This window comes from Pseudoalteromonas sp. PSi26 (assembly GCF_054960575.1).
Genome location: NZ_JBHNYT010000001.1, coordinates 61,418 through 77,128 on the forward strand (window position 1 = coordinate 61,418; position 15,711 = coordinate 77,128).

The window sequence follows — 15,711 nt, forward strand, 5'->3', positions numbered from 1 at the left end:
CATCTACAAAACATGTTTTAAAGTTAACTTTCTAACCCCTCCAAAAATACCGCCAAATGAGACTATAAATAAAGTCGGTAAAAACAGTAATGCATTGGTGTTACCACTATTTATAGCTGGGCTGCCAATAACTGCCAGCGTATTAATTAACAATAATATCAAAGTTGATTGCAGGTAGCCTTTGTACCCTATCCCCCTGCAAACAACAGCATAATAAATGAACCTAAAATCGCAGGTGTAAATGGTGCAACGGCGAGTAACATGCAAACGAATGAAAATATAACAGCACATCCAATTATTATTTTAAACATAATAACCTCAATGATAAGTGGCGTTTAATCCAAGTAATTAAAAGAGGATTAAACCAAATTAACTTTGCCGGGTCTGCTTAACATCCGCAATTTCTAATGTTAACGAACTCATTTTGCAAAAAAGCGTATTTTGGCTTCTTTTATTGTGATTAAAAATATAGAAAATGCACAAATTCCACCAGCTATAAACACAATTTGAAAGCTAGATAGCGAAGAAAAGCTATATTGCGGCGAATACAAATACTCCCCTAATAACTGTGCAAAAGTCGCTACACCTAACATTATTAATAATGGGCACACAACTAGCGTACACCAAAACCAAATACGTTTAATGTCTTTCATAAAAATTTCCTTTGTATTGCTTTAAATGTAACTTTTAAATAAATTAGCATTTAGGCTGTCTGTATTTTAAAAAGCTACTCGTTTTTGAGCAATAACAAATCCTCTAACTTATTAATATACAATTCAATTTCCTTTGTATGTGCATCACTATGTGAACCATTAATTACTTTGACTAATTCAATGTTGTTGAAACGCTCAGAGAGTACATGTATATCTTTATAGGGTGTTAATGTATCGTGCTCTCCTTGAAATATAACAACAGGTGCATATGTTAAGAAATCCATGGATTCTGAAAGCTTAGGGTCGTACTCCATAATATTTGCTAATGGTAATAGTGAACCAAGCCATAAATAAGGATTATTTTTAAAGTGATTGCCAATCACTGATGACAAAGAGACAGCGACTGAATCAAGTAAAAACCCTTTAGGCTTATTATATTCTGCAAGTTTTACAGCAACCATAGCCCCTAGCGAGCGAGCAATAAATACAGACTCTGATATTTTGCAGCTTGTACTATCGTTTATATACTCTAGGGCTGTTTTACCTGTTGTCAGCACAGTTTTGTAACTAGATTTGCCTTCGGCCCCGTCATAACCTGGAAATGAAATGGCAAATATTGAAATATTGCGGGCTAATGCATGTTTAAATATTTCTTTTTCATATCGACTAATATTGCCAGACCTTCCAGGAAAAAATATCGCACAATATTTTGCTAATTCAGGCTTATAATGGCGAATGATTAATTCATTATTTCCATGTTTTATTGAGTATCTTTGTGTTTCACTTGTTTGCGAATGCTCTATATTTTTAAAAATAAAGTCAGATAAATAAAATCTAAGAGAAATTAAAATAACCGTAAAATATACAATAAGCAGCAATAACGATAGCTTTAAAAAAATCTTAATATGAGTTCCTTACTGAGCTTCTATGAGACACCTAAACATTTACATATACTCTGTTTTTAACAACCCAAAGCATTTAAGATCGTGAAATTGGTTTTTCCAATAGCCACTTTGGCGCCTTATACCCTCTTCTTTAAAACCTACTTTTAATAATACCGCCTCAGACGCGGCATTACCTAAAACTGTATCGGCTTGTATTCGGTGTATGCTACACGGTAATTTACCTTCAAAAGCTGTTTTTACAATACAATTTACTGCGTCTGTTACATACCCTTTCCCCCAATAATCGGGGTGTAAATCATAACCAATAACAGCACTTTGCATTTTGGCGTTCCATGAGTTAAACCCACAAGTACCAATCAGTTTATTAGATTTTTTTAACCGAATAGCCCAGCGTATTCCTAAATTTTCACTAAAACGAGCATTAAATAACGTGATTAAATTGCTCGCTTGGGTTAATTCAGTCATTGCTTCTAAATCGTAATATTTTATAACCGACTGGTTTGAAAAAAGCTCAAACAGGGCCTTAGAATCTGCTGCGGTTACTTGGTCAAGCAGAATGCGGGGGGTCTTTAATATTGGAAAATCCATTTCATTCCTATTTATGCTTATAATTGTGCGTTTGTTAATACAAATCTAAATTTGAATTCGTAATATGCCAAAATGCTCACAAATACAGCTTCTAATATAATAAACACAACGCCAATTAAACTTGCTGTTTGTACATAATATAAAGCAATTAAAATGCATATCCATACCCATACCGCGTTAGCTATTGCCAATACAGTGATTGAGTAAACAGGCTTAGTGACTAAAAAAGCAAGGGTTAAAGCGTAAATCCCATAGATAACATTGGCACTGGCAAGTAAAATTACAATATTTACTGGTAGGTTATACAAAACCGAAACCTGCTCTAATTAAGCAAACAACAATACACCCACGCTAAAACCAGCCGCGCCATCTAGATGTAATATGTTTATAGCTAACCCCTCTATTTAGTAATTAACGACGAGTAATCAAGCATAAGCTAAAGCACATACTATTATATCTAGCAGTAAACTTTATATAATCATTAAGCCTTTAACTTATACGGTAAGTTTAGGTTTCACATTTATTAAAAAAACAACCTCAATGCAAATCCAAATGCGCATAGCAATGCACCTGAAAACATAATACATTGCTGTACTTTGGGAATACCTATAGATGGTGTTTCTTTTGATTTAAAAATATCAGTAAAAGGTAAGAAAAATATTTTCGGTATTAACGCTAAACTAAGTAGCAATAAGAATGCCCCAATACTCATTAATAAATCTTGTGCATTAAATTCGATAATCCAAAAATCGTAAATGCCGCTAATTAATAATAAAAAAGCAAAACTAATACATAGCGTAAACGCTACTTTTTCTCTAGTAGATAAATTACTCATAAAAATCCTTCTTACATAAAATTTTAATCCATAAACTAAATGACTTACGCTAATAAAACCAACTTTAATTTGTAACTATTTATTAGTTAATATTAATACTTGGCTTAAAGCAAATGACTTATTTGCTCTCTTTTGGCTAGCTTAGGTTAAAAGCATTGATTGTAAACAGAATGACGTGATTTGCTTTCCTGTAATTGTTTTGAAGAGTGCGTGTCTAATAGAATATAAAAAGTCGTACTCGCACTAATAAAGTAAATTTTGCAAATCATTAGCACAATTATAGGTTTTACTATGCTTAGCGAGTTCCAGCATTTCCTCGTTAAAAATACGTGAATAAGCAATGGCCTGTTTTTCCAGCTCAATTTGTGCAGAACAATTACCGCTGTCTGCACCAACCCACAAAACATCCCATCTAGTTTTCAATATAATACATGCTGTCATTTGAATATGTTCAAACCCCGGACGTGCAGGAACTAAACCATTAGCAACGGCGATAAAAGACACACCTTTAGCCTCAAAACTTTGTTTTGCATCAATCTCTGCACTTTCAGTAACAAAGTCATTACGTAGATGTTCAAAAGAGCAATAACTAGCTAAAACAAGAGGAGAAAAATAGAAATAAAAGGTATAACTATCTTCATGGAACCCCTTAATAATTATCACCCCAAATGGGGCCGCCCTTTCTTGTTATATGGTTTTATCAGCCAAACCTTGGTTAATTTTATATTGCATATAAATAACATGTAAAATTGATGTCATAAAAGGATTTAACCAAAGATTGTCACCTTTATGGGTGCCTGCTATTAAATTAATACGTTTACGAACCATGACAATCCAAGTGATATCGAAAGCACTCGATATTACATGAACGCCAATTGTGCTTTTTAAGATACTATGGTCATGATAGTTAACTAAACTGTAAATTAAGCTACTTAAAGAAATAACAAACAAAATGATTGCTGTAGTGATAAATAAGCATGATATTTTTAGGTGAGTATGTTGATTTATTCTACTTGTAAAACGATAAAGCTTATAAATCAAATACGCTCCTAAAGTTAGGACACATAATACGAGAGTCTTTAGTACAGAGTCTGTTTCAAATACATTCGAAAAACTGTGTTTCATTTATTTCCTCGTTATGAAGCTTGCTTTATTTGCTCAGTAAATCTTTTGAGCTTTAAGGCAACGAGAAGTCATTATTTTTTGCCAGTAAAGATAATCTAGCTGAATCTAGAAAACCAAATAAGTAATTCTCACAATGTGTAGTAACATCATCTCTATAACTACTTTCTTTGTCGCATACTTCAAAAAGTATTTTAATGCTCATATGCGTAACTAAGGAAGTAAAAATAAGCAGTAATACTAATGTCTTTATCGACAACCCCATATTTCACTAATGCTTCTCTAAACGGCAATTAGATTGTTAACTTAAAACAGCGAAGTCCGAGGGGTAGTCAACTGTTATTATCTGTATGAGCGCCTTGTATTTAATTAGCCACATGCTAATTTTGCTTGTTGCTTGCAAACCATTTCAGCCTGCTGCGTAGATTCTCCACCCATACAAAAATCTAACCTCAATGTTCTTTTTTCTGAAGTTGTTTCTGCGACTGTTGCTGAAGGAATCCACTTCCATTTTTTTAGCATTTTACGTGAATATTTACCAATATGCTTTTTAGGGAAAGAGTTGATAACCTCAACATTTTCAGTTTTCCCAGAGTCTGAGATATTGAAAGATAAGACAGCACAGCCCCTTATGCCTGATCGAGCAAGTTCAACAGGGTATTTGGGAGTGTTTTTATTCTTACGCTCCCAAATAAAGTCACTAGTTGGATCCATATCAGTGACTTGTACGTCGGCATAAAAGGTTTTGGTATTCGCTAAAACAGCTGCTGAGGTAAATAAGAGAAAGACTGGAATTAATTTTAAAGTATTCATATACACTCCATTGTTAGCATTATTCACAAAACGCTTCACCTAAGAGGAGAAAAGTTCTTGGCTATAATTAGTGACGTTGGAACCTAAACTAATTATTTTACGTATTTTGCTTTGAATTATTTCAACCTAAAGAACGCCACTTTGGGGTTTATACCTCCCCAAACGCCGTATGTATTTTCTTAATAATCGCACCAAAAAACCTCAATGTAAACAGGTGATTATATAAGATAAAAATGACTATTGTTAAAATACACCAAAATGGCTATTAATAATTTTATAGGGAAAAAAAATAACTGTGCAAATACGCATTACTTATGGATATATCAATTGATGTGTATAAAACACTTAACTCACTGGCTGTTAATTTAGCTAGGTGGTTTTAATTTTTGCGGCTGTTGATTATGATGATGCAAAGTCTGCTTTTATAAATTCATTTAAATTTTTCATTCATTTCATTAAGGATCACCGCATGTCTCAGTATGACGAATCTCCAGAGCAAATTGCACAGGCCACTGAAGGCTATGTAATGCAGCAAACTATGTTACGTATAAAAGATCCAAAACCGTCGCTGGCATTTTATCAAAATGTATTAGGTATGAAGCTATTAGGTAAGTATGACTTTCCTGAAATGAAGTTTACGCTGTACTTTTTAGGCTACGAGCCAACACAGCCCGAAGGTGATGATAAAGAGAAAACACAATGGGTGTTTCGACGCCCTGCGCTGATTGAGCTTACCCATAACTGGGGTACTGAAAACGACGACAGCTTTACCGGTTATCACAGTGGTAATGAAGAACCAAAAGGCTTTGGCCATATTGGGATTAGCGTACCCGATGTTTACGCTGCCTGTGAGCGCTTTGCTAAATACGATGTAGAGTTTGTTAAAAAGCCAGATGGTGGTTCAATGAAAGGTCTTGCCTTTATTAAAGACCCTGACGGCTACTGGATTGAAATACTCTCGCCGGAGGGTATTACTGACATTATTCAATCACAATAAAAAACATTAAACATAAAAAAGCCTGCAAATGCAGGCTTTTTGTTTACAAGTACTGTGAAAAACTTGAATTTTTTTAACGACGTAAAGCGTCTATACGCGAGTCAAGCGGCGGGTGAGATGAAAACAGCTCAGCCATGCTTTTACCACCCGCAATACCAAATGCCATCATAGATCCTTGTAACTGCGACGGATGGTTTTGCTTTAATCGCTCAAGTGCTGAACGCATTTTCTCGGCGCCAACTAATTTTGCTGCACCGCTATCGGCTGCAAATTCACGCTGCCTGCTGTAATGTGCCACAACTATACTTGCCAACACCCCAAACAGGACTTGGAATAACATATCGAACAAAATGTAGGTCCAGCTTATTCCGCCCTCTTCTTCATCGCCATTAAGAAAGTTATCTACAATATTTGCCAACACTTTTGCAGCAAAAATCACAAAAGTATTAACCACACCTTGAATAAGCGTAAGCGTTACCATGTCGCCACTGGCAATATGTGACACTTCATGAGCGAGCACGGCTTCGGCTTGATCTTGGGTCATGCTTTGCATTAACCCTGTACTTACAGCGACTAGTGAGTTGTTTTTACTTGGGCCTGTTGCAAACGCGTTTATTTCGGGGCTGTTGTAAATTGCCACTTCAGGCATTGCAATACCCGCTTTTTTAGCTTGTACTGCCACAGTGTTTACAAGCCATTGTTCGGTCTCGTTACTTGGTTGAGTAATAACCTGCGCCCCTGTTGATTTTTTAGCAATCCATTTAGACATAAATAGTGAAATAAACGATCCACCAAATCCAAATACGGCTGCAATAAGTAATATACCACCGAGGCTACGATGGCTTAAGCCCAGCGCGCTCATTATAATTGAAAGCACCACACCTAATACCAACATAACCGCGAGGTTAGTCAATAAAAACAAAAATACACGTTTCATTCGAGTTCTCCAAAAATAACATTTATTGCTGGGCGATTTTTCTAAAATTTGATCGACTATAAGCAACACCATCCTTATGACACACTATGTCATAAGGATGGTGTTATTTTGTGACAAACTATGTCACAACACAAGTAGTATTTATGGATTTATTGATAAATTTTCAAGAAGTGTTTTATAGATTTGTAATTTTGGTGTTTGTTCGCTGTACGGACTAATAGCAAGAATAGGAAACGGCAAGCGTGCCTTTAAACTATCAAGGTTTGCTTGGTATTCATCCATATGTTCATCAACTTGGTTGGCTATCCAACCTATACAGTTAATGCCTAAGCTTTGTATGTGTGCTGCGGTTAAAAGTGCATGATTTAAGCAGCCCAACTTCATACCCACCACTAATATAACCGGTAGCTTCTCAGCTTTTACCCAATCGTATAAATACTCGGTATTATTTATAGGCAAAGCCCAACCACCAGCACCTTCTGTAAGCAGGTAGTCAGCGCCTTGCTGTTTTACCGTTTTATAAGCTGCAGTAAGTTTGTTTACATTTATAGTTACACCTGCCTGCTCTGCTGCTATGTGGGGGGCTATAGGTGGTGCAAAAGTAAAGGGATTTACCACGTCATACTTTGCGCTTACTGTTGCACTTTCCATCAGCATAAGTGCATCATCATTAACAAGTTGGTCAAACGCCATTTCAGACCCAGCAGCTAGTGGTTTATACCCTATTGCCTTTTTTTTATGTTGGGCAAGCAGTTTTAACAATAAACTTGTTACATGTGTTTTTCCCGCATCGGTGTCGGTACCAGTAATAAAAAATTCTTTCATAGCTTTGCCTTGTAACAAACGATGTTTACGCTTTAGTTAATGATAACAATACTACATGATACGAAACACACGCTTTTTGGTTTATTAACGGATACGCTGCACAGGCCGTTTTAAGCGCCGATTTTGTTAATAACCCTGGGCGTGTTTTTCCTGTATTCTGAGTGGTTGCGCCAATTGCTTTTATTGAGCGAATTGCTTGCAGCGGTGTCGAGTATTTATCTGTATAAATTGTGCTTTTAGAGCTTGTAACATTAAAACCAGAACTTTGGACCGATTGGTTTATATAATCAACCGAATTAAATGTATTAATATGGCTGTGGCTATCTACCGCAGCAAACGCTGTTTTTATCTCGTTTAGTGAGCCTTCCACTACAGTGCTAATAAAAGCTTGCCCGCCCGGTTTTAATACCTCATAAAGTGACTTTAAAAGCACCTTAAAGTTAGCTGACCATTGCACCGCAAAGTTACTAAAAATAATATCTACACTGTTTGATTGTAATGGTAAATTGTCCATATCTGCGCATACTTTGTAACCGCCTTTATTACAACTATTTAGCATATTAAAACTTAAATCCATTGAAAGCACATTACCGTAAAGGCTTTTAAGCTGATGAGTGTTTACAAGTGGGCCTGCACCTAAATCAACACACACCTTATTTTTATTACATGCTGAAGGCGCTATTAATTTGAACAAGTCATCCGCTGCTTTTTTTTGAACATGCGCATGCGTATTGTAATTACCCGCCGCTTTTGAAAAGTTAACCTGCGCTCCTTTTTTAAGTGCTGGGTTAAACCTTTTTAAATGGCACATTGTTGCGGGCTTTGTAACCGGCTTACTATCAAGTGCATGGGCTATCATGATAGTGCCTCTGCTAAATGTTTAACTAGATAAGTAATATCATCAAGGGTGTGCGCTGCCGTTAACGTCACTCTTAACCGTGCAGTATTGTAAGCAACCGTAGGTGGGCGAATAGCGGTTAGCCAAATTCCTTGTTGCTTGAGTTTATTAGCCGCTTTTAATGTTTGCTCTGCACACCCTAATACAATAGGTTGAATAGCCGTATCGGACTCCATTACCGCTATGTTGTGCTGTTGTGCAAGGTGTTTAAAAGTAGCAATGTTTTTATTTAACATTACTCGTTGCGTGTTAGCTGTTTTAATGTGCTTTAAGCGCACTAATGTATTATCTGCCAATAACGGCGACATAGCCGTTGAGTATGTGTAATCGCGGTTATATTGCAGCATGTAGTCTATAAATGCGCGTGAACCCAACACACACGCGCCACTACTAGCAACAGCTTTACCAAATGTGATGACGAGTATATCGGGTAAAATATCGCCAATAAATGTTTCGCAACTACCCAGCCCTGTATTACCTAACACGCCAAAGCCATGTGCGTCGTCTATCATCAGCCATGCATTGTGTTTTTTTGCAAGGCGCAGTAGGTCTTTGATAGGGGCCGTATCGCCATCCATCGAAAAAACACCTTCGCTAATAATTAACTTATTTTGTGCTTTTGACTTTTCGAGCCTAGATCGTAAGTGATTTAAATCGTTGTGGTTAAACCGTATTAAAGCCGCATTTGAATGAAGTGCCCCATCTATTAAGCTAGCGTGGTTTAACTTATCTTGAAAAATAGCGCTGTTTTGCGCTGCTGCTTTATCCTGAAACAACGCTTTAATTACACTGCTATTAGCACTAAACCCAGAATTAAAAAGCAACCCAGCTTGATAACCTAACTGAGTGCATAAGTACTGCTCTAACGCTTGTTGCTGTAATTGATACCCTGTTACTAATGCAGAGCTATGGCTACCTAACGTATTAATATTTTCGTTCTCAATAGTTAAATCACCAAAGCCCAAGTAATCATTACTGGCAAAATTTAGGTAGGTTTTATCATTTACCATAATGGTTCGTGCTGTGGCGCTTTGTACCACATGGCGTTTGCGTAAAAGCAATTGCTCTGCCCGTTCATTAAGGTGTGTGCTAATAAATTCAAATGGCATGAGTAACGCTTAATTAGGCTTCGTAAAATAATTCAGACGTTGCTTTATCTGCAACTTGCGATGAAAGCGACGCTGCTACAGCTTCATCTGAATAATCTTCACGCGTTTCTGGGTTCATTCCTAGCTTTTTAATTAGGTTCATATCGGCATCCGCTTCTGGGTTTTCGGTGGTAAGCAGCTTGTCACCATAAAATATAGAGTTAGCACCTGCAAAAAAACACATTGATTGCATTTGCTCGTTCATGGCGTTACGCCCTGCCGACAAACGTACATAGCTGTGTGGCATCATTATTCGTGCAGTAGCAATAGTGCGTATAAACTCAAAATGGTCTAAATCGTCAACGTTTTCAAGTGGGGTACCTTTTACTTTAACTAGCATATTAATAGGTACACTTTCTGGCTGTTGTGGCAAGTTAGCCAATTGCATAAGTAACCCATAACGGTCGGCTGCTTGCTCGCCCATACCGACAATACCGCCTGAACAGACTTTCATACCGGCATCGCGTACATGATCTATGGTGTTTAATCGATCTTCAAAGGTACGGGTTGATATAATTTGCTCGTAGTATTCAGGTGATGTATCAAGATTATGGTTGTAGTAATCTAAACCTGCACTGCTGAGTTCGTGCGCTTTTTCGTTTGTGAGTTTGCCCAGCGTCATGCAGGTTTCAAGGCCAAGCTCTTTTACTTCTTTTACCATTTTCGAAATGTAAGGCATGTCTCTGTCTTTTGGATCTGACCACGCAGCGCCCATACAAAAACGTGTTGCGCCTTTTTGTTTAGCTAAACGCGCTTGCTCTACTACTTTTTCTACTTCAATAAGGCGCTCGCGCTCTAGGTCGGTTTTATAGTGCCCTGACTGTGGGCAATACTTGCAATCTTCTGGGCATGCCCCAGTTTTAATTGATAACAGGGTAGAAATTTGCACTTCATTTGGGTTGAAGTTAGCACGGTGAACCGACGCCGCCTTAAAAAGTAAATCGTTAAACGGCATTTCAAATAATGCTTTAACTTCGCTATGGGTCCAATTGTGGCGAACAGGTGCAAGTTCCATAATTCTCTCTTTATTTTTTTCATATCGGTGATGTTGGATTAGTCTAAAACTTCAAGTACCATTGTCAACGAAGCCCACCTAGTTAAAGTTTACATATGAACAATAAACACTCAATTGATTTAAATTTTGATCGTGAACACATTTGGCATCCATACACATCAATGACAAAGCCTATTCCCGTTTACCCTGTCACCCATGCTAAACACAATATAATTTACCTCGAAACAGGCGAGCAACTTATAGATGGCATGGCATCGTGGTGGAGCGCTATTCATGGTTACAACCACCCTGCTATTAACAAAGCAATGGTTAATCAAATTAATCACATGAGCCACATTATGTTTGGAGGTATCACACATTCAAGTGCAGTTGAGCTGTGTAAAAAACTTGTAGATATCACCCCCCCAAGCTTAACTAAAGTATTTTTAGCTGACAGTGGCTCGGTAAGTGTTGAAGTAGCTATTAAAATGGCTCTGCAATACTGGTTAAGCCAAGGTATTAAAACAAAACAAAAATTAATGACGCCTTATAAGGGTTATCATGGCGATACGTTTGCTGCAATGAGCGTATGCGATCCTGTGAACTCTATGCATAGCCTATATAAAGGTTTTTTGCCTGAGCACGTATTTGTACCAGCCCCTACCAGTAAGTTTTCAAGCACTTTTGAGCAAAGTGAAGCGCGTGAACTTGAACAGTATTTTAAAAATAACCACCAACACGTAGCTGCTTTTATTATTGAACCCATAGTACAAAATGCGGGAGGTATGAATTTTTATCATCCCGATTATTTAGCCTGCGTAAGGCAGCTATGCAATCAATACAATGTACTTTTAATTTGCGACGAAATAGCCACAGGCTTTGGCCGTACGGGTAAGTTATTTGCGGTTGAACACGCTAATATTGAACCCGATATTTTATGTATAGGTAAAGCACTTACCGGTGGCTCAATGACTTTATCGGCAACGCTTACGAGCGATAAAATTGCCACAGGTATTAGCGAAGGTGAAGCCGGAGTTTTGATGCACGGACCTACTTTTATGGGTAATCCGCTAGCGTGTGCAGCTGCATGTGCCAGCATAGACTTATTACTTGAGCAAAACTGGCAACAACGCGTAGAAGAAATAAATAATCAACTTCAGCAATTACACAAATGTGCGGAGCTTGAAGACGTTGCTGATGTAAGAGTGCTCGGCGCGATAGGTGTTGTAGAGCTTAATAAAGAGGTTAGCAATATCGATGTTGCGACTATTCAGGCCTTTTTTGTAAAACAAGGTGTATGGATCCGCCCTTTCGGTAAACTAATTTACCTTATGCCACCGTATATAAGTGACGAAAACAGTATTAAAACACTTTGCGATGCTATCTATAGTGCAATTAAAGGCAAACATTACGCTAAAGCACATTGATTTTTTAAAGTTAAATAGTGGTATTAATTAGTTAATAGCTTCATTAATTTTAAGCAAAAAGCGGATTTAACTTGATGTAGATCATTTGTATTAATTAAATTCGCCCTCACGCCTTCAAATACGTGTTTAGCAGTTTTAGTATATTGCTCTTCGTAATATTTACGGATATGATAATACCTATCATTTACAATTACCTTTTTGGACTTCTTTCATGAACTTATTTTTTAAACCAGCCAAAACATTAGGTGCCTCTTTATTAATAGCGTCTGCGTTTATTGCGCAACCTGTATTTGCTAACGGTCCTATTGGTGAACATGTAAATCACCTTCAAGCTAACCTTAAAAGCTATAACGAAGAAGTTGAGTGGATGGTAGGCAAAGTAGACAAACTTGTTAGCACCTACGAAAATAAAGGCGCTAAGGCCGTAAATACCGACGATTTAATTGAATATTGGGAATCGGTAAAATTTCACAGTGCAATTGAAACTAATTTAGTGCCTGTTTATGCCTCTATTTGGCAAGGTTTGTACGGTGTAAAAATGGCAATTGACGGTGGTAAATCAGCCACTGAGGTTCGTGTACAACAAACCGCAATGAATAATGCTTTATGGCAAGGTTTAGGTGCTGTTAAATTAGCGGCTAAATTTCAACAAAAAGGCTTGTTAGAGTCTGTTACAGCTACAGCAAGTAAAGAAATGACACAAAGTGCAACAATAGACGAAATAAAGCACAAACTAGACCGCGTCATCGCAAAACTTGCTGAGCGCCTTCAAGACGAAGCCACAGAAATTGTTCACGATACTTACCTACACTTATTCGAAGGCGTTGAAGGAACACTTATCGAGCAAGATGCAAATTTAGTCGAGGCACTTGAAAAAGATTTTAACGTCACGCTTCCAAAAGCAATCGCAGATAACAAAAGTGTTGATGAAGTACGCGATGTAGTTACCAGCATGCAAACAAAATTAGACCGCGCCAAACGTTTAATTGAAAAAGCAGAGAAAAACCGTAAGGACGTTTTTTAGTGGAACGCAGAACCTTTATACAAGGGTTAGCAGCATTAGGGGTAATGGGCTCATTGCCATTACCTTTATCGCAAGCTTTTGCTAATACACTAACCAACCCCGTCTCAGTTGACGATTTACCTAAGCTTAAAGGTGATTTAACCTTATATTTAGGTCGAGGTGAAGGTGGTTTATACGAAAACGTATTACAAGCTATCCAAAAAAATAACCCTGATTTTAATTTAGCTATTCGCCGTGGACCAACAGCTGCACTTGCCAACACAATTGTTGCAGAAGCCAAAGCGGGTGTTAAACGTGCTGATTTATTTTGGGCTGTGGACTCAGGTGCAATTGGTTTAGTGACCGATGCAGGTCTTGCCAAACCACTGCCAGACGATTTATCGGCTCAACTGCAGCCGCAATTTAAATATAAAGACTGGGCGCCAGTAACGGGACGTATTCGCACATTGCCTTTTAATACGTCGCGTTTAACCAAAGATAAAATTCCAACCAGCATTATGGAAATTGCTGACAGTGACTTGAGTATTGGTTGGGCCCCTGCTTATGCGTCTTTTCAATCGTTTGTTACAGCAATGCGTATTTTACAAGGCGATGATAAAACGGCTAAATGGCTCAAAAAAGTTAAAAAACGTGCAAAAACATACGCAGGTGAATTAGGCGTTGTAATGGGTGTGGAACGGGGTGAAGTTGATATTGGCTTTGCTAATCATTATTACACTTTACGTTTAAAATCAGGCAAGCCGGATGCAAATCTTGATTTAGCCTTTACCCAAAACGATGCAGGCTGTTTAGTAAACGCCTCGGGTATATTAACGCTTAACAACGACCCGCTTGCAACTAACTTTATGCGCTACTTACTCAGCAAAGAAGTACAAGGCTATTTAGCACGTGAAGCCTACGAAATACCCCTTGTAAACGGTATTGCTCAGCCTGATGGTTTACCTTCGCTTTCGAGTGTTTCACCACCTAAAATTGATTTAACACAGCTTGCAGATTTGCGACCCACTATTGACTTAATGCGCAGCAACGGCGTTTTATAATGCGATTACCCCCATCTTACCCAATGGCGCTGCTTGCAGCGCTCATTACGCTTACCCCTATTTGTATATTAATGGTGCTTGCTAGTGACTCAAGTTCCTATTTTGATAGCCATAATTTAACCATATTAGGTAATACACTGGCTTTAATGGGCTTAACTGTTTTAGGCTCAATTTTAATCGGCGTACCACTTGCGTTTATAAGCGCCTATGTACACTTACCATTTAAAAAAGCATGGCTTGTATTATTCGCCGCTCCCCTTGCTATACCCAGTTATATTGGTGCGTTTACGCTTTATGCTGCATTTGGCCCTGGGGGTGAAATAAATAATTTACTCGGATTTGAAACACCGTCTATGTATGGGCTATCCGGCGCTGCAATAGTTATGACCTTGTATACATTCCCATTTGTTATGATGACTACCCGATCATCTTTACTCAGTTTAGACGCCAGCATGGTAAACGCAGCTCGCACATTGGGTATGTCGATGACGCAAAGTGTATTCAAAGTTATTCTACCCCGCGTGGTAAATGGCATTGCTGCTGGGTCGTTATTAGTAGCACTTTACACTTTATCTGACTTTGGCACCCCAGCCATGATGAGACTTGATACATTCACCCGTGTTATTTATGTTGAATACAATGCGTTTGAACTGGGTCGCGCAGCGATGCTGTCGCTTCAGTTAATGGTTATTGTAGGTTTTTTACTACTAATAGAATCACAAATAAAAACGGCTACTGAGCGCCATGGCCGCCCTCATATTTTATTTCCAAGTAAACTTCAATTGAGTGCGTTATTTGCTCTGTTCGCCCCTGTGATGTTGCTAGCGATTGGCTTACCCTTGGCAATATTTTTTATATGGCTTGCAAGAGATGGCTTAAGTAATTTTGATTTTACCATTGCATGGCATTCAACCTATGCATCTGCTCTTGCTGCTATTGTTGCAGTAATAGTAGCGGTCCCTGTTGCGCACGCGGCTCTCAGTGGCAAAGCAGGCAGAATTATGGAGCGCGTTACTTACTTTGGCTTTGGCATACCCGGTATTGTAATGGGAACAGCGCTGGTTTATGGCGGGTTGCAATTACCATTTTTGTATCAAACTTTGGGGTTACTTATTATTGCCTACATGCTACGTTTTTTGCCTCTCGCGGTTGGTTCAATTCGTACTAGTACCGAACATTTAGATCCAAGCTTAGTAAAATCTGCGCGAGTGCTTGGTGCAAGCCCGCGCGAAGCCTTCACACGTATTACTTTGCCTTTAACCATGCGTGGTATCGTCGCTGGTGGTGCATTGGTGTTTTTAGAGTCAATGCGTGAACTTGAAGCCACTTTATTGCTAGGCCCTACTGGGTTTGAAACCCTGTCTACTTATTTATGGCGTGTTTACGAAGCTGGCTATTTTGGCCGTGCTGCCATACCTGGGCTGTTATTAGTGGTGATCTCTGCTTGTGGTTTAGCTATTATGATGTCTGGCGAAAAACGTAACCAGTTTGAACATTAAGGATTT

19 protein-coding genes are annotated in these 15,711 nt (G+C 38.2%); 5 read left to right on the forward strand and 14 right to left on the reverse strand.

From position 1 onward, the window contains the following. Positions 1 to 3: 3 nt before the first annotated feature. The 9 genes from ACFI34_RS00305 to ACFI34_RS00345 all read right to left on the reverse strand — a co-directional run bounded on the left by ACFI34_RS00305 (position 4) and on the right by ACFI34_RS00345 (position 4,916). Complete coding sequence (locus ACFI34_RS00305; protein ID WP_462671975.1) at positions 4 to 291, reverse strand: DUF6419 family natural product biosynthesis protein; 288 nt, start codon at positions 289 to 291, stop codon at positions 4 to 6. A gap of 128 nt (positions 292 to 419) precedes the next feature. Continuing rightward, positions 420 to 653 (reverse strand): hypothetical protein, encoded by a 234-nt coding sequence (locus tag ACFI34_RS00310; RefSeq protein ID WP_462671976.1) that lies wholly within the window; start codon positions 651 to 653, stop codon positions 420 to 422. A 74-nt stretch (positions 654 to 727) separates the two neighbouring features. Next, positions 728 to 1,531 (reverse strand): alpha/beta hydrolase, encoded by an 804-nt coding sequence (locus tag ACFI34_RS00315; RefSeq protein ID WP_462671977.1) that lies wholly within the window; start codon positions 1,529 to 1,531, stop codon positions 728 to 730. A gap of 66 nt (positions 1,532 to 1,597) precedes the next feature. Beyond that, a complete protein-coding gene (locus tag ACFI34_RS00320) occupies positions 1,598 to 2,146 on the reverse strand; it encodes a GNAT family N-acetyltransferase (protein WP_462671978.1) in 549 nt (182 codons plus the stop codon). 17 nt (positions 2,147 to 2,163) lie between these two features. Next, the gene (locus tag ACFI34_RS00325; RefSeq protein ID WP_462671979.1) at positions 2,164 to 2,454 is read right to left on the reverse strand and encodes a hypothetical protein; all 291 of its coding nucleotides are present in this window, start codon (positions 2,452 to 2,454) and stop codon (positions 2,164 to 2,166) included. A gap of 215 nt (positions 2,455 to 2,669) precedes the next feature. Continuing rightward, entirely contained in the window at positions 2,670 to 2,981 is a 312-nt protein-coding gene (locus ACFI34_RS00330) for a hypothetical protein (RefSeq protein ID WP_203983499.1), read from the reverse strand. Positions 2,982 to 3,224: 243 nt separating this feature from the next. Then, complete coding sequence (locus ACFI34_RS00335; RefSeq protein WP_462671980.1) at positions 3,225 to 3,644, reverse strand: hypothetical protein; 420 nt, start codon at positions 3,642 to 3,644, stop codon at positions 3,225 to 3,227. Positions 3,645 to 3,668: 24 nt separating this feature from the next. Continuing rightward, positions 3,669 to 4,106, reverse strand: a complete 438-nt coding sequence (locus ACFI34_RS00340) for a hypothetical protein (protein WP_462671981.1) — start codon at positions 4,104 to 4,106, stop codon at positions 3,669 to 3,671. Positions 4,107 to 4,472: 366 nt separating this feature from the next. Beyond that, a complete protein-coding gene (locus tag ACFI34_RS00345; RefSeq protein WP_462671982.1) occupies positions 4,473 to 4,916 on the reverse strand; it encodes an energy transducer TonB in 444 nt (147 codons plus the stop codon). 469 nt (positions 4,917 to 5,385) lie between these two features. Between ACFI34_RS00345 and gloA the strand changes: the two genes are divergently transcribed. Next, on the forward strand, positions 5,386 to 5,913 hold the full coding sequence (gene gloA, locus ACFI34_RS00350; RefSeq protein ID WP_462671983.1) for a lactoylglutathione lyase: 528 nt from the start codon (positions 5,386 to 5,388) through the stop codon (positions 5,911 to 5,913). A gap of 73 nt (positions 5,914 to 5,986) precedes the next feature. Here the strand turns inward: gloA and htpX are convergent, their stop codons facing one another. The 5 genes from htpX to bioB all read right to left on the reverse strand — a co-directional run bounded on the left by htpX (position 5,987) and on the right by bioB (position 10,736). Further along, positions 5,987 to 6,850, reverse strand: coding sequence for a protease HtpX (gene htpX / locus ACFI34_RS00355; protein ID WP_462671984.1), 864 nt, complete (start codon positions 6,848 to 6,850; stop codon positions 5,987 to 5,989). Positions 6,851 to 6,991: 141 nt separating this feature from the next. Further along, on the reverse strand, positions 6,992 to 7,675 hold the full coding sequence (bioD, locus tag ACFI34_RS00360; protein WP_462671985.1) for a dethiobiotin synthase: 684 nt from the start codon (positions 7,673 to 7,675) through the stop codon (positions 6,992 to 6,994). 25 nt (positions 7,676 to 7,700) lie between these two features. Next, complete coding sequence (locus ACFI34_RS00365; protein ID WP_462671986.1) at positions 7,701 to 8,534, reverse strand: methyltransferase domain-containing protein; 834 nt, start codon at positions 8,532 to 8,534, stop codon at positions 7,701 to 7,703. Next, entirely contained in the window at positions 8,531 to 9,682 is a 1,152-nt protein-coding gene (locus ACFI34_RS00370) for an aminotransferase class I/II-fold pyridoxal phosphate-dependent enzyme (protein WP_462671987.1), read from the reverse strand. Before ACFI34_RS00370 ends, ACFI34_RS00365 begins: the two co-directional genes overlap by 4 nt. A gap of 13 nt (positions 9,683 to 9,695) precedes the next feature. Next, entirely contained in the window at positions 9,696 to 10,736 is a 1,041-nt protein-coding gene (bioB, locus tag ACFI34_RS00375; RefSeq protein WP_006793000.1) for a biotin synthase BioB, read from the reverse strand. Positions 10,737 to 10,831: 95 nt separating this feature from the next. On the opposite strand from bioB, the gene bioA reads away from it, so the two are divergent. The 4 genes from bioA to ACFI34_RS00395 all read left to right on the forward strand — a co-directional run bounded on the left by bioA (position 10,832) and on the right by ACFI34_RS00395 (position 15,705). Further along, positions 10,832 to 12,142: an adenosylmethionine--8-amino-7-oxononanoate transaminase gene (gene bioA, locus ACFI34_RS00380; protein ID WP_462671988.1), complete on the forward strand. Its 1,311-nt coding sequence runs from the start codon at positions 10,832 to 10,834 to the stop codon at positions 12,140 to 12,142. Between the two features lie 211 nt (positions 12,143 to 12,353). After that, on the forward strand, positions 12,354 to 13,166 hold the full coding sequence (locus tag ACFI34_RS00385) for a hypothetical protein (RefSeq protein ID WP_462671989.1): 813 nt from the start codon (positions 12,354 to 12,356) through the stop codon (positions 13,164 to 13,166). Continuing rightward, positions 13,166 to 14,206: an extracellular solute-binding protein gene (locus tag ACFI34_RS00390; protein ID WP_462671990.1), complete on the forward strand. Its 1,041-nt coding sequence runs from the start codon at positions 13,166 to 13,168 to the stop codon at positions 14,204 to 14,206. The genes ACFI34_RS00385 and ACFI34_RS00390 overlap by 1 nt, the downstream gene beginning before the upstream one ends. Further along, positions 14,206 to 15,705, forward strand: a complete 1,500-nt coding sequence (locus ACFI34_RS00395) for an ABC transporter permease (protein ID WP_462671991.1) — start codon at positions 14,206 to 14,208, stop codon at positions 15,703 to 15,705. The genes ACFI34_RS00390 and ACFI34_RS00395 overlap by 1 nt, the downstream gene beginning before the upstream one ends. Positions 15,706 to 15,711 lie beyond the last annotated feature (6 nt).

Coding starts and splice junctions, on each gene's coding strand:
- ACFI34_RS00340 (WP_462671981.1), bottom strand. CDS start 4,106: ATGAAACACAGTTTTTCGAATGTATTTGAAACAGACTCTGTACTAAAG.
- bioB (WP_006793000.1), bottom strand. CDS start 10,736: ATGGAACTTGCACCTGTTCGCCACAATTGGACCCATAGCGAAGTTAAA.
- ACFI34_RS00330 (WP_203983499.1), bottom strand. CDS start 2,981: ATGAGTAATTTATCTACTAGAGAAAAAGTAGCGTTTACGCTATGTATT.
- bioD (WP_462671985.1), bottom strand. CDS start 7,675: ATGAAAGAATTTTTTATTACTGGTACCGACACCGATGCGGGAAAAACA.
- ACFI34_RS00385 (WP_462671989.1), top strand. CDS start 12,354: ATGAACTTATTTTTTAAACCAGCCAAAACATTAGGTGCCTCTTTATTA.
- ACFI34_RS00365 (WP_462671986.1), bottom strand. CDS start 8,534: ATGATAGCCCATGCACTTGATAGTAAGCCGGTTACAAAGCCCGCAACA.
- ACFI34_RS00395 (WP_462671991.1), top strand. CDS start 14,206: ATGCGATTACCCCCATCTTACCCAATGGCGCTGCTTGCAGCGCTCATT.
- htpX (WP_462671984.1), bottom strand. CDS start 6,850: ATGAAACGTGTATTTTTGTTTTTATTGACTAACCTCGCGGTTATGTTG.
- bioA (WP_462671988.1), top strand. CDS start 10,832: ATGAACAATAAACACTCAATTGATTTAAATTTTGATCGTGAACACATT.
- ACFI34_RS00305 (WP_462671975.1), bottom strand. CDS start 291: ATGTGCTGTTATATTTTCATTCGTTTGCATGTTACTCGCCGTTGCACC.
- ACFI34_RS00370 (WP_462671987.1), bottom strand. CDS start 9,682: ATGCCATTTGAATTTATTAGCACACACCTTAATGAACGGGCAGAGCAA.
- ACFI34_RS00345 (WP_462671982.1), bottom strand. CDS start 4,916: ATGAATACTTTAAAATTAATTCCAGTCTTTCTCTTATTTACCTCAGCA.
- ACFI34_RS00320 (WP_462671978.1), bottom strand. CDS start 2,146: ATGGATTTTCCAATATTAAAGACCCCCCGCATTCTGCTTGACCAAGTA.
- ACFI34_RS00310 (WP_462671976.1), bottom strand. CDS start 653: ATGAAAGACATTAAACGTATTTGGTTTTGGTGTACGCTAGTTGTGTGC.
- gloA (WP_462671983.1), top strand. CDS start 5,386: ATGTCTCAGTATGACGAATCTCCAGAGCAAATTGCACAGGCCACTGAA.